General features: G+C 60.2%; 19 protein-coding genes. 3 read left to right on the forward strand and 16 right to left on the reverse strand.

What is annotated here, in order from left to right; genetic code table 11:
• The 10 genes from VGC33_RS07455 to VGC33_RS07500 all read right to left on the reverse strand — a co-directional run.
• Window positions 1-1,059: aconitase family protein (locus VGC33_RS07455; RefSeq protein ID WP_331120119.1), on the reverse strand; the 1,059-nt coding region annotated here is incomplete at its 3' end.
• A gap of 21 nt (window positions 1,060-1,080) precedes the next feature.
• Window positions 1,081-2,841 carry an ABC transporter permease gene (locus tag VGC33_RS07460; protein WP_331120120.1) on the reverse strand — a complete coding sequence of 587 codons (1,761 nt, stop codon included), beginning with the start codon at window positions 2,839-2,841 and terminating at the stop codon, window positions 1,081-1,083.
• A complete protein-coding gene (locus VGC33_RS07465) occupies window positions 2,838-3,941 on the reverse strand; it encodes an ABC transporter ATP-binding protein (RefSeq protein ID WP_331120121.1) in 1,104 nt (367 codons plus the stop codon). Before VGC33_RS07465 ends, VGC33_RS07460 begins: the two co-directional genes overlap by 4 nt.
• 2 nt (window positions 3,942-3,943) lie before the next feature.
• Entirely contained in the window at window positions 3,944-5,068 is a 1,125-nt protein-coding gene (locus VGC33_RS07470; protein WP_331120122.1) for an ABC transporter substrate-binding protein, read from the reverse strand.
• A complete protein-coding gene (locus VGC33_RS07475) occupies window positions 5,055-5,483 on the reverse strand; it encodes a VOC family protein (RefSeq protein ID WP_331120123.1) in 429 nt (142 codons plus the stop codon). The genes VGC33_RS07470 and VGC33_RS07475 overlap by 14 nt, the downstream gene beginning before the upstream one ends.
• 222 nt (window positions 5,484-5,705) lie before the next feature.
• The gene (locus tag VGC33_RS07480; protein WP_331120124.1) at window positions 5,706-6,599 is read right to left on the reverse strand and encodes an NAD(P)-dependent oxidoreductase; all 894 of its coding nucleotides are present in this window, start codon (window positions 6,597-6,599) and stop codon (window positions 5,706-5,708) included.
• A gap of 24 nt (window positions 6,600-6,623) precedes the next feature.
• Window positions 6,624-7,397 carry an SDR family NAD(P)-dependent oxidoreductase gene (locus VGC33_RS07485; protein ID WP_331120125.1) on the reverse strand — a complete coding sequence of 258 codons (774 nt, stop codon included), beginning with the start codon at window positions 7,395-7,397 and terminating at the stop codon, window positions 6,624-6,626.
• A gap of 8 nt (window positions 7,398-7,405) precedes the next feature.
• Complete coding sequence (locus tag VGC33_RS07490; RefSeq protein WP_331120126.1) at window positions 7,406-8,611, reverse strand: four-carbon acid sugar kinase family protein; 1,206 nt, start codon at window positions 8,609-8,611, stop codon at window positions 7,406-7,408.
• 17 nt (window positions 8,612-8,628) lie between these two features.
• Complete coding sequence (pdxA, locus tag VGC33_RS07495) at window positions 8,629-9,633, reverse strand: 4-hydroxythreonine-4-phosphate dehydrogenase PdxA (protein WP_331120127.1); 1,005 nt, start codon at window positions 9,631-9,633, stop codon at window positions 8,629-8,631.
• Entirely contained in the window at window positions 9,630-11,081 is a 1,452-nt protein-coding gene (locus VGC33_RS07500; protein WP_331120128.1) for an FAD-binding oxidoreductase, read from the reverse strand. Before VGC33_RS07500 ends, pdxA begins: the two co-directional genes overlap by 4 nt.
• Before the next feature lie 131 nt (window positions 11,082-11,212).
• Here VGC33_RS07500 and VGC33_RS07505 point away from each other — a divergent pair, with 131 nt between their 5' ends.
• Together VGC33_RS07505 and VGC33_RS07510 are read left to right on the forward strand one after the other, a co-directional pair.
• A complete protein-coding gene (locus VGC33_RS07505) occupies window positions 11,213-12,547 on the forward strand; it encodes an MFS transporter (protein ID WP_331120129.1) in 1,335 nt (444 codons plus the stop codon).
• 61 nt (window positions 12,548-12,608) lie between these two features.
• The gene (locus VGC33_RS07510; protein WP_331120130.1) at window positions 12,609-13,496 is read left to right on the forward strand and encodes a YhfZ family protein; all 888 of its coding nucleotides are present in this window, start codon (window positions 12,609-12,611) and stop codon (window positions 13,494-13,496) included.
• Window positions 13,497-13,513: 17 nt separating this feature from the next.
• Here the strand turns inward: VGC33_RS07510 and VGC33_RS07515 are convergent, their stop codons facing one another.
• From VGC33_RS07515 to VGC33_RS07530, 4 genes are all read right to left on the reverse strand, one after another.
• Window positions 13,514-14,926, reverse strand: coding sequence for an MFS transporter (locus VGC33_RS07515; protein ID WP_331120131.1), 1,413 nt, complete (start codon window positions 14,924-14,926; stop codon window positions 13,514-13,516).
• Between the two features lie 113 nt (window positions 14,927-15,039).
• Window positions 15,040-16,398, reverse strand: a complete 1,359-nt coding sequence (locus VGC33_RS07520) for an MFS transporter (RefSeq protein ID WP_331120132.1) — start codon at window positions 16,396-16,398, stop codon at window positions 15,040-15,042.
• A 24-nt stretch (window positions 16,399-16,422) separates the two neighbouring features.
• Window positions 16,423-17,379: a hydroxymethylglutaryl-CoA lyase gene (locus VGC33_RS07525; protein WP_331120133.1), complete on the reverse strand. Its 957-nt coding sequence runs from the start codon at window positions 17,377-17,379 to the stop codon at window positions 16,423-16,425.
• A complete protein-coding gene (locus VGC33_RS07530; protein ID WP_331120244.1) occupies window positions 17,376-18,092 on the reverse strand; it encodes a CaiB/BaiF CoA transferase family protein in 717 nt (238 codons plus the stop codon). Before VGC33_RS07530 ends, VGC33_RS07525 begins: the two co-directional genes overlap by 4 nt.
• On the opposite strand from VGC33_RS07530, the gene VGC33_RS07535 reads away from it, so the two are divergent.
• Window positions 17,988-18,236 (forward strand): helix-turn-helix domain-containing protein, encoded by a 249-nt coding sequence (locus VGC33_RS07535; protein ID WP_331120134.1) that lies wholly within the window; start codon window positions 17,988-17,990, stop codon window positions 18,234-18,236. The two genes, VGC33_RS07530 and VGC33_RS07535, sit on opposite strands and share 105 nt — an antisense overlap.
• Before the next feature lie 14 nt (window positions 18,237-18,250).
• Here the strand turns inward: VGC33_RS07535 and VGC33_RS07540 are convergent, their stop codons facing one another.
• Together VGC33_RS07540 and VGC33_RS07545 are read right to left on the reverse strand one after the other, a co-directional pair.
• Window positions 18,251-19,117 (reverse strand): aldose 1-epimerase, encoded by an 867-nt coding sequence (locus VGC33_RS07540; protein ID WP_331120135.1) that lies wholly within the window; start codon window positions 19,115-19,117, stop codon window positions 18,251-18,253.
• Window positions 19,095-20,525: a sugar porter family MFS transporter gene (locus VGC33_RS07545; protein WP_331120136.1), complete on the reverse strand. Its 1,431-nt coding sequence runs from the start codon at window positions 20,523-20,525 to the stop codon at window positions 19,095-19,097. The genes VGC33_RS07540 and VGC33_RS07545 overlap by 23 nt, the downstream gene beginning before the upstream one ends.
• Between the last annotated feature and the right edge of the window lie 5 nt (window positions 20,526-20,530).

The raw sequence follows: 20,530 nt of genomic DNA on the forward strand, positions 1-20,530 counted from the left end.
ACCGATAAACACCCGGTCGATTTTTATCGCGGTCAGCGCGGCGCCGGCGGATAGCCCCATATAGTCCAGCGCCGCGGCCACTTCCTGCCGCTTATCGCCATCCTCGATGGTGGCCGGATCGGGCAGACGGCCGTCGATGCCCAGGGCATGTTCGGGACTGGTTCCCCAGGTGACCGTGGGCGAGACATTGTGCAAATCAAGGACCACTTCCCGATCGAATACCGCGTTTTCGTCGGAGGGCAAGGTACGCCAGTAGGCCAGCGCCTGCTCCCAGTTTTCCCCGGCCGGGGCGAAGGGCCTTCCCCGCAGATAGGCATAGGTGGTTTCATCCGGCGCGACGATGCCGGCCCGGCCCCCCGCCTCCACCGCCATGTTGCACAGCGTCATGCGTTGTTCCATGGACATGCGGGTCACCGCCGGTCCGGCATACTCGATAATATGTCCAAGGGCGCCGCCGGCGCCGATCAGCGCAATCAGCGCCAGGTTGATATCCTTGGCGGACACATAGTCGGCCGCTTCGCCCACCAGCCGCACCCGCAGGGTTTTCGGCCGGCGCAGCCAGAGCGTTTGGGTGGCCAGTACATGGCGGGCGTCGGAGGCGCCGATGCCGAAAGCCAGGCAGCCGAAAGCGCCATGGGTGGTGGTATGTGAATCCGCGCCGCCAATCAGCAGGCCGGGCTGGGTGATGCCCTGCTCCGGCGCCACCACGTGCAAAATCCCCTGGTTGGGATCCTCGGGACCGAAATAGCGGATGCCGTGCCGGCGAACATTCTCGCCGAGCCTGAGTATCATGTTACGGATCGCCGGATCGGCAATCCCCTCCACGCCCCGCTCCCGACCGGTGGTGGGCAGATAATGATCGGAACAGGCGATGATCTGATCCGGCCGGTACACATGCTTGCCGAGGGCGTTCAGCGCTTCAAACGCGTGGCTGGAGCCTTCATGTACCAGCAGATTATCCAGATAAAGCAGCTGTTCGCCGTCGATATCCACTATCCGGTGGCGATCCCAGATTTTTTCCGCCAGGGTCTTGCCCCGCGTGGTGTCAACCGTGCCCATGCTTTTGCTCCAGGACGTTGCTTATTTCACATTGATAAAATTCCGGCCGGACATCAGCCGGTAAAGGACAAACGAGCCGAGGCTCAGCACCACGATAATCAGCGCCATGGCCGCCGCCTGTTCCACCGCGCCGGTTTCCAGATATTCCATCACCTTGGTGGACATCACCTGAGTGGAAGGCTGCGCCAAAATAGCCGACATGGTCAATTCACGTAAGCCGAACGCGAAGATCAGCAGCGCCCCGGCCCACATGCTCGGCTTGAGCAGCGGCAGGGTAATGGCGATAAGGGTGCGCAGCCAGCCGGCGCCGCCGACCCGCGCGGCTTCTTCCAGTTCCGGGGCGATTTGTTTCAGCACCGACCGGGACAGCACGAATGAAATCGGCAGTTGCTTGGCGACATAGGCTATCAACAGAATGGTGAAGGTGCCGTAGAACCAATCCAGGTAGCCGAGCATCACGGCCACGGCGAAGGTAATGGCCGGGAAACCGTAGGCGACAAAAATCGTCGCGCTGACCAGTCCCCGGCCGATGATGGTGGTCCGCTCCACAAACCAGGCAAACAGCACGCCGAGGATAATGCAGATAAACGCCGCCGCCGCGGCCAGGAACAGGCTGTGTTTGACCGTGTCGAACACCGAGAAGGTGGAATCCACGATCATCGCATAATGATCCAGCGTCAGATTGGCCAAGGTGACGTCGTCGCCAAACGCCGTTAATAACGACAGCAGCGCCAGGGCCGCCAGCGGTAAAAACGCGCTAATGAAAAACACCGTGCCGCAAAAGGCCGCCGCCGCCCAGCGTCCCCGGCCCAGGCGCACCGGCAGCGCTTTGGCGCCGGCCTTGCCGGAGAGGGTGCGGTAGCGGATATCGCGGATCAGCAGCCGTTGCAGCAGCAGGCTCGCCAGGGTAAACACCACGATGGGCAACGCCAGCGCCGCCGCCTGGGCGAAATGCGGCGGGAAGGCGAGCAGCTTGTAGATTTTGGTGGTGATCACCGAAAAATTCGCCATGGTGCCGATGGCCGCCGGCGCGCCGAACGACGACAGCGCGTCAAGCATCACCAGGATGGCGCTGGATACTACCGCCGGCCTCACCAGCGGCAGGGTGACCTGGAGGGCGGTGCGTGTCCGGCCGGCGCCCAGCACGCGGGCGGCCTGTTCATAACCGGGATCGATGTTCACCAGCGCGGCGCAGACGGTGAAAAACACCAGAGGATAGAGATGGGCGATTTCAATAAATACCAGCCCGCTGAAGCTGATGATATTAAACAGCGGCGTGGTGGTGCCGAACAGCCCGGACAGCAGCTTGTTCAGGTAACCGGAATTCGGCGCCGCCAGGAAAATCCAGGCGATCACGGTGATAAACGAGGGCACCACGAAGGCCACGGCGGCGCTGACGCGGATCAGGGTTTTCCCCGGCATGTCGGTGCGCGACACCAGCCAGGCCATGGGTAACCCCAGGGCCAGCGCCCCGCCGGTGACGCTGACCGCCAGCAGTGCGGAATTGACCGCCGCCTTGGTCATGCCGGTGTCGGAAAACGCCTTGATCAGCGGCTGCAGGGTGGCCATGCCGCTATCGCCGGCGACTCCCAGCAGCACCAGCTTTGCCATGGGATAAATGATCAGCGCCCCCAGCACCAGTAACGCGGCGGTAAGGATCAGTATTTTTCCCGGTTCCGCCGCCACCCGGCGCCAGCGGCCGGTTGCCTTCTGCGCCAGGGTGGCGGGTACGGCATAATGGCGAACCTGTTCCGGCGCCGGCGCGATGCTCGATTTCATCATGGTATGACCCACGCCTCATCGGGATTAAAGGAAACGGTCACGCCGTTGCCGCCGCCGCCCCACTGCCGCGACGTTTGTACCCGTAACGTATGGCCCGCCACATCAATCATCACATCGTAGCGGCTGCCCAGAAACGAGGAATCGACAATCCGGCCTTGCATTCCGCCAGCGGCATTCGGCTCGAGGGAAACCGACTCCGGGCGCACCGAGACCGCCACCGCGTCGCCGCGGCGGCAGGTGGTGATGACCTGGTCGGGGCCGGCGGCCCAGAAAGGTTCCCCCAGCGCGGACTGCACCAGCAGGCGGCGGGCGTTGGCATCCACGCCTGCCACCGTGCCCTCGATAAGATTGGTGGTGCCGACGAAGGAGGCGACAAAGCGCGAACGGGGCCGGCGGTAAATGGCCTCCGGCACGTCGCACTGTTCGATGCGGCCCTTGTTCATGACCGCGATCCGATCCGCTATCACCAGCGCTTCTTCCTGATCGTGGGTGACATAAAACATGGTGATGCCGTTTTGGCTATGCAGCCGTTTGAGTTCAAAGCGCATTTCCTCGCGTAAACCGGCATCCAGATTGGAGAGCGGCTCATCGAACAGCAGCAGGCTCGGCCCGGCGATAATAGCCCGCGCCAGCGCCACCCGTTGCTGCTGCCCACCGCTCAAATCGCCGGGATAACGTTGCGCCAGGCCGTCGAGGTGAACCAGCTTCAGCACCTCGTCCACCTTGCGCCGGATGGTGGCCCGGTTATCCCCGGCGATGGCGAGGCTGAACGCCACGTTGTCATAGACGGTTTTATGGGGCCAGACGGCATAGTTCTGGAACACCATGCCCAGTTGGCGGCGCTCCACCGGCACAAAGGCGCCGCGCCCCGAGGCCAGCCGGCCGGAGAGATGGATTTCACCCCCATCGGGCTCGATAAAACCGGCCACCATGCGCAGGGTGGTGGTTTTACCGCAGCCGCTCGGTCCCAGCAGCACCAGGCTCTCCCCTTCGTTTACCCTGAGATCGACCCCGTCCACCACCGCGACGTCCCCCAGTTGCTTGCGCAGCCCGATAAGTTCCAGACGGGCCGGACGGGAAACGGGATTATCATTCATCATGGCTACTCGCGACCGAACGTTTTATTAAAACGGCTGAGGAAATCCTGCGTGGCCTTCTCGTTGGACAGGCTGGACAGATCGACGTTATAAGGCTTGAACGCCGCCAGCTTGGGCAGGCCGTCCACCGAGCCGGCATCGGCATTGGTGGGCCAGTATTTACCGGCGTCGGCCCGCAGTTCCTGGGCCTGGGCGTCGGTAAGCACTTCCAGCAGCAGTTTGGCCGCCGTCGGATGCGGCGGATTGGACATAATGCCGCTCGGCTGCTGGGTCACCAGCGTTCCGTCATCCAGGCTGTAGAGGTCAATGGCCTGGCCCTGATCCCTGGAGGTCAGGATATTAAAAGACGAGACCATCGGGGACACGCTGCGCTCGCCGGACGCCAGGATCCGCGCGGCTTCAGGATTGCCGCGCACAAACATCACGTCTTGCTTGGCCAGTTTCTCCAGATAGGACCAGTCGATCTTGCCGGTCTGCAACAGGGCCAGAAAGAAGGTCAGGCTATTGCCGGCGGTGGTGGGATCCGCCAGGACGATTTTACCTTTCCATTTCGGGTCGAGAAAATCCGCCAGCGTATGGGGCAGGCCGCTTTTATCCGCAATGGCGCGGGTGTTATAGGCGGCCGGCAGCAGATACACGCCGATTGAATAATAAGCACCATCGGCATCAGCATAATCCGGCGCCAGTTTGTCGAAGGTGGAGACTTTATAAGGCAGATAATACCCTTTTTGTTTCCATATGACGGCCACATAAGGCTGGCTCATGGTGGTCACATCGGCCCGGTATTGTTTCGCCGCGCGCTCCGCTTCTATTTGGGTAATCAGGTCCGGCGCTTTTTTACCGACAATGGTAAGGTGAATTTTCGGGAAATTGGTTTTCCATAATTCACTCAGCAGCTTTGAATCTTCGGGACTCGCCGGGGAATAAAAAATCACTTCTTTTTCATTATTGGCGAGAGCCGCGCTGTAAAGCTGCTGATAAACCCCACCGGTTAATTTCAGGTTTTCCGCCGACAGGGCCATGGATGATAATGAAACCGAGAACAGGGTCGCCAGCAGAATATTTTTCACGTTGGTAAAAATCATAACAAAAACGCCTTTGCTCAGCATAAAGAACTTATTCGGTGGCATAACGGCCTTCCTGGACAATTTCGGCAAGCGTGCCGTCCGGCGCACGGAACTTCAACGCGCCGGACCCCGGCGGCGAGAGGATTTCACCACCCAATGCCTTGATTTTTTCCGCTATTTCCTCCTGGTCGCCCACCGCCACGCCATAGTGATGGATGCACGGACCGGGGCCGGAGAGCAAGGCCTCGGCGTGATCTTCGTTATCGTAATGCACCAGCGTAAAATCAATATGTCCGTCGCTCAGATGCCGGGAGGTATGCTGACGTTTATGCTCCGTCTTGATATGTTTGAAACCGAACACCTGTTCATAAAATTTAGTGGCATAATCAAGATCATCGACCTTAAGGGCGAGATGCACGATGCGCGCGGCGGCCATATTATTCTCCTGGTACGTACGGTGGACAGCGTCATTATTCACGACGTTGTGCCAAAGAATCTTCAAGGTAAAAAAGCTTAAAGGTTAAACGATATCGCGGGGGTATTATCAGCCGTTAACGCTCACTATATGACGCCCAGCCAAAATAGACTAACAGCTGGCTTTGCCGCTGTTAACGCACTATTTATGATATCTATAGTCAATTAACGCGCTTAGGGAGAACGGGCCGACCGGGCGCCGCCGGGCCGGCCGCGTCAATACCTGTTATACGGAGCGGGGTTTAATATAGAAATCGCTTAACTGTTCGATGATTTCCACCATCATCGGGTCATCCCCTTTCCCCTGATGGCGCGCCATGCCGATATCCACCAGGCGCAGCACCTCGCGGGCGAGGGTGGCCGAGGTGCCCAGATCATCCACCAGTTCAATGGCCGAACGCATATCTTTTGCCGCGATGGCAAGCGTGGCCCCGCTGACGTAGTCGGTTTGCCACGCCAGCGGCACCCGGTGCTCCAGTGCCCAGCTGCCGCCGCTGCTGATGCTTATCACCTTGATGATGGTATCCGGATCCAGCCCCGCCTTGACGCCGGCCACCACCATTTCCGAGGCGGAGGCCAGGGCGGCGAACAGCATGGCCTGGTTGATGGTCTTCATCGTCGCCCCCAGCCCCACGTCCACGCCGACGTTAATCACGTTTTTGCCCATCGCCCGCAATACCGGTCCGAGGGCGCTTTGCAGCGCCGCCGGACCGGACGCCATGATGGTCAGCGACGCGGCCCGCGCGCCCTCCACCCCGCCGCTCACCGGCGCGTCCAGCACCTGGAATTTACCCTCGGCCCGCGCGGCCAGTTGCCGGACATACACCGGCGACAGGCTGCTCATGATAATCAGGGTGTCGCCCTTATCCGCCCCGGCGGCATAGCCGTTTTCGCCCCAGACCGCCGCGTCGGCCTGTTCGGTATTGAGCACCATCAGCACCGCCGCGTCGGTGGCGGCGGCAAGCTTGGCCGGGGATGCCGCCGCCGTGACATTGATCTGCGCCATGCGCTCCCCGCTGTCGGGCCTGGGGTCGAACCCCACCACCGGATAGCCGGCGGCGGACAGGTTTTTTGCCAGATGCCAGCCCATTTGTCCTAAACCAATCATGCCGATATTCATTATGTTATTCTCCGTCAGGTTTTGCTATTGCGCCGTCCAGCCGCCGTCCACCAGTAAATGGTGGCCGGTCACCAGATCGGCGCCTTCCGAAGCCAGATACACCACCGCCGCGGCGACCTCCGAGGCCCGGCCCAGGCGCTTGATGGGAATGCGCCGCATCACTTCTTCGGCGATTTCCCGGTCCTGGAAGGCAATTTTCAGCAAGGGCGTATCCACGAAGGTCGGACCGACGCAGTTGACCCTGATCCCCTGCTCCGCCCATTCGATGGCCATGACTTTGGACATATGCACCAGGCCGCCTTTACTGGCGGCATAGGCGGAGCGTTTGTAAAAACCCACTTCGCCGATCTGCGAGGCGATATTGATCATGCGTCCGGGCCGTTTGGCGGCCAGCATGCGCCGGCCCACTTCCTGGCTCAAAAAAAACACCGATTTTAAATTCAGGTCGAGAAGATAGTCCCAGGTCTCCTCATCCACATCGGTGGCCGATTGCTGAATATTGGTCCCGGCGTTATTCACCAGGATATCAATGGGGCCGACCTCGGTTTCAATTTGCGATACCAGCCGGTTGAAACCGTGAACATCGATCAGGTCGGCCTGGAAGGGGAACATATTGCCGCCATATTCGTCTTTGGCGGCGCGGGCCACCTTTTCCAGCAATGCTTTATCGCGGGCGACAATAGCCACCGTCGCGCCGGATTCCGCCAGCGCATGGGCGATGGTTTCCCCCAGCCCTTTGCTGGCGCCGGTAACAACGGCTATTTTATTATCCAGACGAAACCCCGGAAAATACCGCATCTGACCTCCTATGTGTGGTTGGGTCGGGCGTCCAGCATCTTTTCCGCCACGTCCTGTAATATCGAGACGGTGCCGAAAGCGCCGGGCTTGGTTAAAATAAAGGGGTAACCGCTGTCGGGCAGCGCGGCGATAGGCACGGTTGCGGCAAATTCGCCGGTGACCAGCAAACCGTCCCAGCCCAGCATATCGAATAACGCGCCGGTGGTTTCGCCGCCGACCGTCATGATGCCGGCGCCCGGCACGCTGCGCACCGCCTCGGCAAAAGGCGCCGCCAGGGCTTTGGCCAGATCCCGATCGCTCCAGCCCCGTTCGCGGCAAAAGCGACTGACATCGTCGGCGGTGCTCTTGGCGTCGGTATGCACCAGCACCACCGGGGCGGTGGCTTGGGCGATTTCATGCCGTATCCGCTGTAATTCCGCTTCGGCGCCGTCGGTAAAAATCGACGCCACCCGCACCGGAATATTCGCCGCGCCCCGCGTTATCAGATGGTCCACCTGCTCCACCGTGGCGTGGGCCGTGGAGCCCACCAGTACCACCAGCCGGGACGCTTGGCCGGGCGGTTGCCGGTCGGGCCGGCCCGGTAATCCGGCCAGCGCCTCGCCCAGGCCGTAGACGCCGGCAAAGGCGTTGACGCCGGTATTCCTGGCGCCGCCGACTATCCGGCGGATATCGTCTTGCGTTTCCGCATCGGCGATAATTACCGGACAATCGGTAACGCCCAGCCAGGCGCCGATCGCCGGTTCGCCGGCGCGCACCACCGCCAGCGGCAGGGATAAAGGCGACCAGCCCAGCGCCCGCGCCACCAGGGCGATAACATCGATGCCCCGCAGGCCGGATTTCCATTGAAAGCCGTCCCGGACATGAATACGTATGGCCGGGCAGGCCGGCACAATCACCAGCCGTTGGCCGACGGCCCGGGCGAATATCGCCAGTTCGGCCGCGACATTGCCTTTCAGGGTACTGTCGATTTTTTTCATCAGCAGGCTGAAACCCGCCCGCTGCATCTGTTGCACCGCCAGCGTCACGCGTTGCTCCGCCTCGGCCACCGGCATGTAGCGGCTGCCGGTTTCCACTACCTGCGTGCGCCGCGCCAGACCACCACCGGCCTGCAGCCGCAGGACGGGAACCGGTTGCCCGGGGCGGGCGATTTCACCCGCGATGGCGGCCCCGCCGGTCAAATCGTCGGCCACGATACCCACTAAAGATCCCGACATAGTCTCTCCATTACCCTTTACCGGCGCTGGTGCCTGGCTTTATTCACCGCCAGCGTTTCAGCCTGTTTTATCGCCCGGGACAGCAGTTCCGGCTTGGCGATGCCTTGCCAGGCGATGTCAAAGGCGGTGCCATGGCCGGCGGTGGTGCGGATAATAGGCAATCCGACGGCATAAGTGACATAACCGAAGCGCTTCAGGGGAATGGTGCCCTGGTCGTGATACATGGCCAGAATGGCGTCGTATCCCCCTTGTTCCGCCGCGTAAAACAGGCTGTCGGCGGCCAGCGGATCGCTGACGTTCATGCCCTTGCGGCGGCAGGCTTCCAGGGCCGGCTTGATATGATCGATTTCTTCCATGCCCAGCACGCCGTTTTCACCGGCATGGGGGTTAAGGCCGGCCACGCCGATGCGCGGATGGGGAAAACCGAATTCTTCGCGCAGGGATTGATGCAGCTCCCCCATGATGCGTTCGATACGCGGCTGTTTGACCCGCGCCACCGCTTCGAGCAGCGAGCAATGGGCGCTCACCAGGCTGACGCGCAGCGGACCGCCAATCATGATGGTATGGAACGCGGTGGTGTTGGTGAGGTGGGCGAAGATTTCGGTCTGTCCCTCGAATTTGTGCCCCGCCAGATGAAAGGCTTCTTTATTGGCCGGGGCCGAGCAGATGGCGCTCACTTCCCCCGCCAGCGCCAGCCGGGTGCTGAGTTCGATGGCGTCCACCGACGCCTGGCCGCAGATCCGGCTGATGCGGCACGGCACCACCGCCTGATGGTCGAGCGGGACATCCATCACCCAGACCACGCCGGGCTGGCGTTTCGCCTCCTGCGCCTGGGTGATGACACGGATCTCCACCTCCAGGCCGATATGGTCCGCCACCCGCCGCAGCAGCCCGGCGGAGCCTACCAGCACCAACGGCGTTTGCGGCATCAGCGCGTCGGTGGAGGCGACCTTGAGGCTTAATTCAGGGCCGGTGCCCGCCGGATCGCCGACGGTTACCGCAATGGGCTTGATGGTGTTCATTTGGTCACCCCCGGTTGTTGATCGAATCCCATTTTGTTCGGGGACAGCACCCCCTGCGGATCCATCGCCTGTTTCAACCTGGCCAGCACCTTGAGGCTATCGCCATGTTCGCGCGCCATCCACTGTTTACGCGCTTCGCCCACGCCGTGGTGGTGGCTTATCGACCCCCCGTGGGCCAGCACCGTGCGCATGGTGATATCCCAGACTTGATTAAAGCGGCTCACCGCGTCTTCTTTATTCTTACCGGTAATAAAAAAGATAAAATAGATGGCCCCGCCGTTACTGTAAAAATGGGAAAAATGGGCATAGGCATTGTCGGCGTAAGGCGCGATGGCCCCCAGTACCTTGCCGTGCAGGGTGGCAAGCGTGGTCCAGCCGGCGGCGATTTCAATGGCGTCGGCAAAATCGAATTCCCCGGCGTTGCCGCGATCCAGCCAGCCGGCGTCATAGCGGGTTTTTTCCCATATTTCGCCGGGCGTCGATCCCAGGTCTTCGCCCCCGTGGGCGGCGGTAATGCTCAAGGATTCGGCCTGTTCGGCGGCGGCCACCGTCGGGTTACCGTCAAAAGCCAGCACCAGCAACGCCCGGCCGGCCGGTTCGAGGCCGCTTTTTTCATAAATATGCACCGCTTCTTTTTCGTCATACAACCGGATCACCGCCGGCATCAGGCCGCTGTCCAGCAGCTGGCGCACCGCCTTGAGCCCGCTGTCGATCCCGTTGAACGCCACGCCCCGCAACAGTTGGCTCCGGGCCAGCGGCAGGGTGCGCAGGGTCACGGAGGTAATGATGCCCAGGGTACCTTCGCTGCCGACAAACATCTGGGCGACGGAGGGGCCGGTGGAGGAACGCGGCGACCTGGGGGTATGGATAATGCTGCCGTCGGGAAGCACCACTTCCAGCGCGGTGATAAAATTCTCGATATTGCCGTATTTACTGCTGAAGGTGCCTGATGACCGGGTCGCCACCAGACCGCCGATGCTTGCCAGCGCCAGGGACTGCGGGTAATGGGGCAAACGCCGGCCCGCCTCGTTAAGTATTTTTTCCAGCTCGCCCCCCAGGACGCCCGCGGGCACGGTCACTTCGCCGTTTTCCGCATCCAGCTCGGGCTTGCCGTTCAGGCCGGAAAGATCGACGCAGAGATAACCGCGCCGGTTCACCACCCCGCCCACCACCCCTGAGCCGGCGCCGAACGGCACCACCGGGATATGATGCGCGCCGGCGAATTTCAGTACCTGGGCGACGTCTTGTGCTGAGCTGACACGCACCACCGCCAGCGGGGTGTGGGTATTCAGTTCTTCCTCCGACCATTTTGCCGCTATCGGCCAGCGGTCGTAAGCCCTGGCCTTGCGTGCCGCCAGATCGCCGTCAATGACGCATTCAGGCGCAAGCTGACGCAACTCGTTAATGACCGAATCCGTATCGATACTGCCGGCGTGTTGACTGTTCATAAGCATCCTTAATTTGTGGGTGGCTTCAAAGTATTGACATAAGGGACGACATAACAGGTTTTATATTTACATATTACTGTATATTGTTTATATCACATCGTCAAACGTGAAATCAACCAAGGTGCAACGCTATGTCAATCGAGACCGCAGATAATAAAGTCAAGCCGCCATCGCAAAAAAAGGCCACGCTTCGCTGGATCATTTTAGGCATGACCGCGCTGGTGCTGGTGCTCAACTACGCCGACCGCGCCGCCCTCGGCGTCGCCGGCCCCCATATCATCAAGGAGCTCGGCCTTACCGGTACCCAGTTCGGCTTAATCGCCAGCGCCTTCTTTTTCAGCTACTCGCCGTTTTCATTTATCGGCGGGTGGCTGTCGGATAAATACGGCCCGCGCAATGTCATGGGCATCGCCATCGCCTGGTGGTCGCTGTTCACCGGGCTGACCGCCCTGGGCAGCACCTTTGTGCTGATGTTCATCATCCGCTTCCTGTTCGGTTTCGGTGAAGGCCCCCAAGGCTCGGTGTCCACCAAAACCATGCATAACTGGTTTCCCCAGCGGCAGATGTCCACCGCCATGGGACTGGCCCAGGGAGCGACGCCGCTGGGCGGCGCCATCGGCACCCCCCTGGTGGTGGCGCTGATTAATGTCGCCGACTGGCGCTGGGCGTTTATTATCCTCGGCATCCTCGGCATCTTTATTTCCGTCGCCTGGTTTGTGGTGGTGCGGGATCGCCCCGAGCTGCATCCCTGGGCAACGCAGGGGGATATCGATTTACAGCGGGAAAAGCTGACCCAGCCCATCGTCTCGCCGGATGAAAAAGGACAGCCGTCCCTCGGCTTCTATTGCCGGATGCCGGTGCTGCTGTCCACCGCGGTGGCGTTTTTCGGTTATGGCTGGGTGTTGTTCACCTTCTTGACCTGGTTTCCCATTTATTTGTTCGACGTGCGCGGCGTCGATCTGAAAGGCCTGGCTTTCGCCGGCTCGCTGCCCTGGGTGTTCGGCGTCATCGGTTTTGCCGGCGGCGGACTTATCTCCGACGCGCTGGCGCGCCGCAGCGGCAAGCCGATTGCGGCACGTTCCATGGTTATCGTGATTGGCCTGGTGGCGACCGCCATCCAGTTCGCGTTTATTACCTATGTCGGCAGTACGCTGAGCGCGGTATTGTTAATGTCGGGGGTGGTCTTCTCCCTTTATATTACCGGGGCGCAATATTTTGCTATCATTGGCGATATAGTTCCCAGCCGGCGTCTGGGCGGCGTCATGGGCTTTGTCCATGCCATCGCCAACCTGTCGGGAATTATCTCGCCGATTGTCGCGGGTGAAATCATCGATCGCACGGGGAATTGGACGCTGGTATTCTTTACCGCCGCCGGGATCTGCCTGTTGGGCTGTATCCTGGTGTCCATCTTCGCACGTGAACGGAAAATAGAGGTGTACCTTAAAAGATATGAACCTAAAAGCTGAACCTCTGGCATCGCCTCGCGTTAGAGGCGATGTGGAATCCCCGCAGCAACGGGCGACCGAGATGGTCGCCCAAATCATTTTGGCAAGGAAAATCGGCGAACGCCTGCCCAACGTGGGTGAACTGCGGGTGACCATCGGCGTGGGGGCCGGCACCATCCAGAAAGCGCTGCAGGAATTGCAAAACGACAACCTGGTGGTCCTGGCCTCCAAACAGCGGCAGGGCACGTTTATCGTTGAAAAAAACCCGGGGGGCCTGTGGACCATGGCGGGATTCCATCCGCTGTCGGTCATCATGCCGTTGCCGCTGAGCTGGGAGTTCCAGGGATTGGCCACCGGCCTGCGCGCGGCCCTGGACCAGTACGCCATCCCCTCTTCGTTTATCTTCGGCCACGGCTCCACGCAGCGTTCCAAAGCCCTGAGCGACGCGTTATGCCATATTGCCGTGATGTCGACCCACGCGGCAAAAAAAATCATCGCCGCCAAGCCGGCGTTTTTTATTCATACCACCTATGCCGCCGGCAGTTATTATGCCGACGACTCGGTCATCGTCGTGGCCCGCGCGCCGCGCGAACACTTGCCCAGGAATTTGCGCGTCGGCATCGATCGCCTGTCCATTGACCATGCCATGCTGACGCAGTTGGAGTTCCCCGATAACACCTACGTGGATGTCAGCTACGCCCATATCCCCGCGGCCTTGATCAGCGGCGCGTGCGATGTCGCCGTGTGGCATTCCTCGGCGTTCGGCCTCTCCCTTAATCATCAGGAACTGGTGACCTGGCCGCTCTCCGCGTCGGCGATGGCGTTATTGACCAATGAAATGTTCTCCGCCTCGCTGGTGATTGATAAAAGCAATACGATAACCCGCGCGGTGCTGGACGACATCGATATCGCCCAGGTGGAAAAAATCCAGCGCGAGGTGGTCGAAGGCAAGCGGCTGCCGACCTATTAGCCCAACGCCCGGCGGCGTCAGATGTCTTCCAAATCCAGACCGCGGGTTTTCGGACCGAACAGCGCAATCACGCCCATGACAATCAGCATGCTGGCCACGATAAACGCGATAACGCCCCCCACCCCGGTATGCTGTAGCAGCAGGCCGATAATGATGCTGCTGAATACCGTCGACAGCCGGCTGAACGAATAACAAAATCCCACGGCGCGGGCGCGGATAAAGGTCGGAAACACCTCCGATTGGTAGGAGTGGTAGCTGTAGGTCAGCCAGGCATTGGACCAGGTCACCATAAAACCGCACACGATCAGCAACAGCGGATTATTCTGCAGCTCGAACAGCGAACCGAAAATAACGGTCACCAGGCAGGATAAAACGATTTGCCATTTGTTTTCCATTTTATCGGCATACAGGCTGCATAACAGGGAACCCAGCGGATACGCCAGGGTAATGAAAAAGGCATACAGCAGGCTGTGGGTCATGGTGGTTCCCTGGCCCGCCAGCAGCGCCGGCAGCCAATTGCCGAAACCAAAAAAACCAATGGCCTGGAAAAAATTCATTACCGACAGCATCAGGGTCCGGCTGCGATAGGGCGCGGACCAGATATCCCTGAAGGTGCCGACCTTCGCCGTAACCGGCGCCTGCTCGCGGCGGGGAAAATCCACGGCGACGGTGATGCCGCAGCGCCGTTCCATCGCCAGCATCACCTCGCGCGCTTCCCGGTAGCGCCGCTGTTGCACCAGCCAACGCGGCGATTCCGGTAATTTTTTGCGCACCAGCCAAATCACCATTGAGGCCACCGCCCCGGCGATGACCACATAACGCCAGCCGGTCAAGCCGAGAATGGTCTGCGGCACCAGCCACCAGGACATCAGCGCCACCGCCGGCACCGAAAGAAACTGGATAAAAAACGAAAAGGCGAACGCCCTGGTGCGCAGACCGGCCGGGGTCCATTCCGCCAGGTAGGTGTCGATGGTGACCAGTTCGATGCCCAGCCCCACGCCCACCATAAAACGCAGGAAAATAATCCACTCGGCCTGATGCTGGAAGGCCAGACACAAGGAAAACAGGCCGTACCAGGCCAGGGCGAACATAAAGGTCAGCCGGCGGCCATACCTATCGGCATAGGGACTGAGCAGGCTGGCGCCGATAAACAGGCCGAGGAAGGTGGCCGAGGCGAACGCCGCCTGATCGGAAACGCCGAATACCCCCTGCGCGCCGGTGTGGAAAATGCCTTCCGCCACCAGGCCGCCGCTGATATACCCGGTCTGGAACAAATCGTACAGCTCGAAAAAACCGCCCAGGGCCAGCAGAATAATAAACCGCCACAGGCCGGCCGACGCCGGCAAGGCGTCAATACGCACTGATAAATCTTCTTCATAAATGGTTAATGGGGCCGCTATCCCGGCATTTGAAACGTAAGCGTCACTCATTGTTAACCCTGCCGCAACATAAAAATACAAGTTTGCATCTTAATGGCCGCGCGGGGGTATTACAACCGGTAGGCGGGAAAAGGCGACCGGCACGCCGGCCGCCTTGTTATGCGTTACAGTTTGACCTCTTTATTCGCCCGCCAGCCGGCTTGCGGGATATCAACCCCTTCGGGCAGAGGTTCAACTATCGACATTACGAAGATAAGACATAATACGCAGCTGCTGGCCAGCATAATAAAGACCGCATTCCAATTCAGGTAATCCAGAATAATACCGACGATTAACGGTGTTACCATGCCGCCTAACTGGCCGCCCATATTTATCACGCCGTAGGCAATCGGATAAGTTGCTTTATCGGTGCGTCCCATGGCATAAACGGAAAAAGCCGAATATCCCAGCGACAGGAACAGCCCGGTGACAAAAAGCAAAATGGCGAGCAGCGCCATATTTTCCGGGGCATAGACCAGCGAGTACATACTGAAAATGGTGACCAGCGCGCTCACCAGCATCAGCGGCTTACGCCGTTTGCCCAACACCCGGTCGGAAAACCAGCCGCCGAGGAAGTTGCCCAGCACCGTGCCGGCGAAGGGCGCGGCCGCCAGCAGGGCCGAGTTCATAATGGCGAACCCCTTTTCCTGGATAAGGTATTTGGGCAACCATGACATCAGCACGCTGACGATGCCCACCATAAAAAAATAACCCAACGCGGCGCCATAGATATCCCAACAGCCGAAGACTTCTTTGGAATTTTTCAATAACGTCACCTGCCGGGTGCGGATAACCTTATCAATCCAGCAGAGCCTGAACGGCCTGACGGCCGCCGGTTTCTTTTCCACCGGCGCGGTTTCCGTCTGGATATACCGCAGCTCGGCGCCGGACACAAAGCGGCTTTCCTCGGGGCGGTTATTGACCATGAAGTACCAGAATAGGGAGAGAAGCATCCCCGGAATCGCGAAGAAGACAAATATTTCCCGCCAGCCGAAGTTGATAATAATCCAGGCGCAAATCGGCGGCACAATCAGAGGCCCGACCTTGGAACCCGCCAGGAAAATACCGGTTGCGGTGCCTTTTTCCCTGGCGGGAAACCAGTTATTAATGGTCACCGTGGAACCAATAACCACCGGGGCTTCGCAAATCCCGACCAGAAAGCGCAGGGCTTTTAAGAACCAGATGGAATTGACCAGTCCCATCATGCCGGTAAAAAGGGAGGTCAATAACATGCCAATGGTAAAAGATTTACGCACCCCGATTTTGCTGATTAAAAACCCGACCGGGATCTGGTTTATGGCATAGCCGGCGAAAAACAGGCTTATCAAGATACCGGCCATGGTATTACTTAAGTGAAACTCATCCTGAATATAGGGGATCGCAAACCCTATATTGGCGCGATCGGCATTGGCAACAGTGTAGGTTACAAAAATAAAGCTCATTACCCACCAACGGTAGTGAGACGTTTTTATTGTTTTATTCATTAGCATGTTCCTTTTTCCATCAGGCTAACCGATGAAGTCGAACTCACGATAATCCCGCGACCTGACGAGACTTCCGGTCAGGTTCGGTTCAATGTGCCGTTGGATGGTTTTGGCCGACTCGATAAGCCGGCCTAAGTCATATCCGGTTTGATACCCCATGCGCTGAAACATATTGACCGCATCCTCGGTGGCGATATTGCCCGCCGCGCCGGGAGCGAACGGGCATCCCCCCAAACCGCCGTTGGCGGTCTCAAAGCGCGTGATGCCCAGCGCCAACCCGACCAGCATATTGGCCAACGCCATGCCATGGGTATTGTGCATATGCATCCCGATATCAAGCGCCGGGAACGCGGCCCGGATCGCCTGCAGCACCCGCTCGGTCTGAAGCGGGTTGGCCACGCCGATGGCGTCGCACAGCGTAATGCCCCGGATACCCATCTTCACCGCCGCGTCAATCAGCGACAGCATCACCGCGGTACTGGTCGCGCCGATAAACGGGCAGCCAAACGCCGTCGCCAGCGTCAACACCACCTGGATATCGGGGAATTCGGCCACAATCGCCGCCAGATCCGCCAGCGATTCGTCGTGAGTGCGGTTAATGTTGGCCCGGTTATGCGCCGGGCTCACCGAGACGACATAGCTGACATGGCGGATGCCTTGCCGGTGGGCCCGCTGCGCCCCCTTCAGGTTAGGCACCAGCACCACCGGCGTCACCTGGGGATGGTGGCTGGACACATGGTCAATAATGTCCGCGGCGTCCGCCATCTGCGGTATGGCCTTGGGACTCACCATGGAGGTAATCTCCAGCGTCCGGGCGCCGGCGGCGATCAGCCGATCGATTATGGCGATTTTGACCGCGGTGGGGATAAACGCCTTGATATTCTGAAAGCCGTCGCGCGGGCAGATTTCAGTAATCCGCACGGGCGTGGGCCGGGCCAAACGCAACCCCGGCCCATCGGTTATGGCCTGGTGGTGATTCATAACACACCTTCCCGGGTAAGCTGCTCGATATCGGCGCCGCTTAAACCCAGGATCTCGCCGTACACTTGGGCATTATGTTGCCCCAGGAGCGGAGACGGGGTACGCAGGCCGGTTTTGGTTTTACTCAGTTTGATATGCGAACCGGTGAGTTTGAGCTTGCCGGCAATGGGGTGGACTATATCGACAAACATTTCACGCGCGTCGGCGATATGCGGATCGGCGATTAACTGATCGATATTATTGATCGGCGCGGCGGGCACCCCCGCGGCCAGCATTTGATTCACGATATCGTCGACGTCCAGCCGGCGGGTCCAGGCTTCCATGATGGCCTTCAGCCGGGCGTGGTTTTGCACCCGCAGGGGATTGGTTTTGAATTCATCGCGCTCCGCCAGCTCCGGCTGCGCCATAACCCGCGCCACCAGGCGCCAGAGCTTGTCGTTGGCGGCGGCAATAACGACATCGCCATTCTTGGCCTCGAAGGTGTCGTAGGGGTAGCATGATTCATAGCGGTTGCCGATGCGTTCGGGTATGCGGCCTTCGGTCAGGTAAATCTGCGTAATGATTTCCAGGCTGGCGACGACGGAATCGACCAGGGCGATATCGACCTTTTGCCCTTCCCCGGTCTGGTTGCGGTGATTCAGGGCGGCCAGGGTGCCGACGCCGGCAATGCCGTGGATGCCGGGCGCCTGCGCATCGACCTGACGCGCGGCCAGCTCAAGGCGGTGGTCCAGGACGCGGAAATAAAAGTGATCGCCTATTATATGGCGCTGTATCAGGGCAATCAGGACAAGGTGGCGAACGCGTTGGGCATCAGCCGCATGAGCCTGTGGCGCAAACGAGGCGAGGCGGCGGAGTAGCGCCGCCGGCCCGGTTACCCCGGCGCCGTCGTCTCCTCCCGGCCGATTCGCATGGCAAACCGCAGGGTGCCGCCCGGCGCCAGCACCGTCAAGCCCGGCAGGCCGGGCTGGTTATGGGCGTTGACCGGGTGGGTTTGGGGTTCCAGACAGATGAAATCGCTATTTTCCGGCTGATAGACCAGCAGGATATCCGTCGCGCTTTCCATTGTAACGGCGGCGCCGCTGCCGGCATCATGCAACACCGCCCTTCCCGTCCAGCCGGAAAACGCATTATTGATCCACCCCTCCCCCGGTAAACGGGGAGTGGAAAAATCCCAGCCGACGGGCACCGCCTCCCGCCAGGCCGCCGGCAGGTGATGCGCGCGCTCCGGCCAATAACCCCGGGCCTGGAACGACAGCGTGGTGGCGGGATTTTTGCAAAAAAAGGGATGAAACCCCAGCCCGAAGGGAAACGGGCCGGCGTCGGTGTTGGTAATGCTTAGCGTCGCCAGCAGGGCATTGCCGCGCAAAGCGTAGCCCAGTCGCGCCTGATAACGATAAACGCCCGGCAGCGCGCCGGCCAGGGAAAATACCACGGCGTCGGGTGAACATTGCTCCAGCGTCCAGTCCGCCTGCCACCCGTCGCCATGTAAAAAAAACCGTGGGTCAGAGGGCGAAGGGGGAAACGTCACCAGCCGTCCCCGCCAGGTGAACGCATTGCCTTCCACCCGGTTCGCCAGCGGCAGCATCGGGAATAAGGAACATTCCCCCGGCGGCGCCAGGGCATGCGCGGCCGGGCGCAGGATATCGATGCCGCCGCGGGTGGCCAGGCTTAACAGCGCCCCACCCCGCGGCCTGCACCGCAGGACCAGCGCGTCGTTACTTAGCGTGATGCTGTTCATAATCCCGCTCCGCCTGGTCGCCGAAGCGCTGTTCCAGCGCCTCCAGCGTCACGCCTTTGGTTTCCGGCACATTGCGCCAGATAAAAGTGAAACCCGCCAGGCAGATGATACCGTACAGCAGGAAACTGCCCGACGCGCCCAGCGCGGCGTTTAATAACGGGAAGGTGTAGGTCAGCAGGAAACAGGCCACCCAGAGGGAAAAGGTGCCGACCGCCATCGCCATGCCGCGTACCCGGTTGGGGAAGATTTCCGACAGCAGCACCCAGGTGACCGGGGCCAGCGTCAAGGCGTAAATGGCAATGGCCACCAATACCAGCAACAGTACCGGCAGGCCCAGAATACCCAAGGCGTAGGCGGCGGCGATCAGGCCGTAGATGATGGTCAGCCCGAGCGCCCCCAGCAGCATCAGCCTGCGGCGGCCCAGCTTATCCACCAGCGGCAGGGCGATGATGGTGAAGATCAGGTTGATAAGGCCGGTCGCCACGATGGATTTCAGCGTATCGTTGATATCGAACCCGGCGGAGGCGAAAATTTCCTGCGCATAATTGAATATCACGTTAATGCCGCACCATTGCTGGAATACCGCTAATACGATGCCGATGATCATCACCGGCCGCACCCGACGGGTGAACAACTGCGGCAAGCGAACCCGGCGGGTGTCGTCCCCGGCCATGGACCGGCGGATCTCCGCCAGCATGGTGCGGGCGTAGTCGGCGTTGCCGATTTTGGCCAGCACCCGCTCCGCCTTGTCAAATCGCCCGACTTTCACCAGCCAGCGCGGCGACTCCGGCACCATGAACAGCAACAGCAAAAACGCCACCGCCGGCACCGCGCCGGAGCCGAACATCCAGCGCCAGCCCATCTGGCCATTCCAGGACTGCGCGATTTCCGCCATCCCGGCATGCGCCGCCACCGGCTCGGCAATCATCAGATTCACCAACTGGGCGGCCAGCACCCCGATAACAATGGTCAGCTGATTGACCGCGACGAATATACCGCGTTTTTCCGCCGGGCTGACTTCGGCGATATACATCGGCGATAACGCCGACGCCAGGCCGATACCGATGCCGCCGATAATCCTGAAGGCCACGAACAGCGAGAAGTTATGCGCCATCGCCGCCCCAAACGCCGATACGGTGAACATGACCGCCGCCAGCAGCAGGGGCAACTTGCGGCCAAACCGCTCGGACAGGGCGCCGGAGGCGATAGCGCCCGCCACGCAGCCCGCCAGGGCGGAACTCATCGCCCAGCCGGATTGCGCCGGATTGGTAATGCCGAAATAGGCTTCATAGAACGGCTTGGCGCCGCCTATCACCACCCAGTCATAACCGAACAGCAGGCCGCCGCAGGCGGCCACCAGGCAAATGGCCCAGACGTAGGGTAAATTTAACGGACTTGTGCTTTTCATGAGAC

Origin of the sequence: Acerihabitans sp., from assembly GCF_036398755.1 — a bacterium.
Taxonomy (GTDB): Bacteria; Pseudomonadota; Gammaproteobacteria; order Enterobacterales; family Enterobacteriaceae; genus Acerihabitans.

What these genes read in the sequence shown, in the direction of transcription:
- VGC33_RS07485 (WP_331120125.1), bottom strand. Translation starts at nt 7,397, where the DNA reads ATGCGGTATTTTCCGGGGTTTCGTCTGGATAATAAAATAGCCGTTGTT.
- VGC33_RS07480 (WP_331120124.1), bottom strand. Translation starts at nt 6,599, where the DNA reads ATGAATATCGGCATGATTGGTTTAGGACAAATGGGCTGGCATCTGGCA.
- VGC33_RS07490 (WP_331120126.1), bottom strand. Translation starts at nt 8,611, where the DNA reads ATGTCGGGATCTTTAGTGGGTATCGTGGCCGACGATTTGACCGGCGGG.
- VGC33_RS07540 (WP_331120135.1), bottom strand. Translation starts at nt 19,117, where the DNA reads ATGAACAGCATCACGCTAAGTAACGACGCGCTGGTCCTGCGGTGCAGG.
- VGC33_RS07515 (WP_331120131.1), bottom strand. Translation starts at nt 14,926, where the DNA reads ATGAGTGACGCTTACGTTTCAAATGCCGGGATAGCGGCCCCATTAACC.
- VGC33_RS07525 (WP_331120133.1), bottom strand. Translation starts at nt 17,379, where the DNA reads ATGAATCACCACCAGGCCATAACCGATGGGCCGGGGTTGCGTTTGGCC.
- VGC33_RS07510 (WP_331120130.1), top strand. Translation starts at nt 12,609, where the DNA reads ATGGTCGCCCAAATCATTTTGGCAAGGAAAATCGGCGAACGCCTGCCC.
- pdxA (WP_331120127.1), bottom strand. Translation starts at nt 9,633, where the DNA reads ATGAACACCATCAAGCCCATTGCGGTAACCGTCGGCGATCCGGCGGGC.
- VGC33_RS07500 (WP_331120128.1), bottom strand. Translation starts at nt 11,081, where the DNA reads ATGAACAGTCAACACGCCGGCAGTATCGATACGGATTCGGTCATTAAC.
- VGC33_RS07465 (WP_331120121.1), bottom strand. Translation starts at nt 3,941, where the DNA reads ATGATGAATGATAATCCCGTTTCCCGTCCGGCCCGTCTGGAACTTATC.
- VGC33_RS07505 (WP_331120129.1), top strand. Translation starts at nt 11,213, where the DNA reads ATGTCAATCGAGACCGCAGATAATAAAGTCAAGCCGCCATCGCAAAAA.
- VGC33_RS07470 (WP_331120122.1), bottom strand. Translation starts at nt 5,068, where the DNA reads ATGCCACCGAATAAGTTCTTTATGCTGAGCAAAGGCGTTTTTGTTATG.
- VGC33_RS07545 (WP_331120136.1), bottom strand. Translation starts at nt 20,525, where the DNA reads ATGAAAAGCACAAGTCCGTTAAATTTACCCTACGTCTGGGCCATTTGC.
- VGC33_RS07520 (WP_331120132.1), bottom strand. Translation starts at nt 16,398, where the DNA reads ATGAATAAAACAATAAAAACGTCTCACTACCGTTGGTGGGTAATGAGC.
- VGC33_RS07460 (WP_331120120.1), bottom strand. Translation starts at nt 2,841, where the DNA reads ATGATGAAATCGAGCATCGCGCCGGCGCCGGAACAGGTTCGCCATTAT.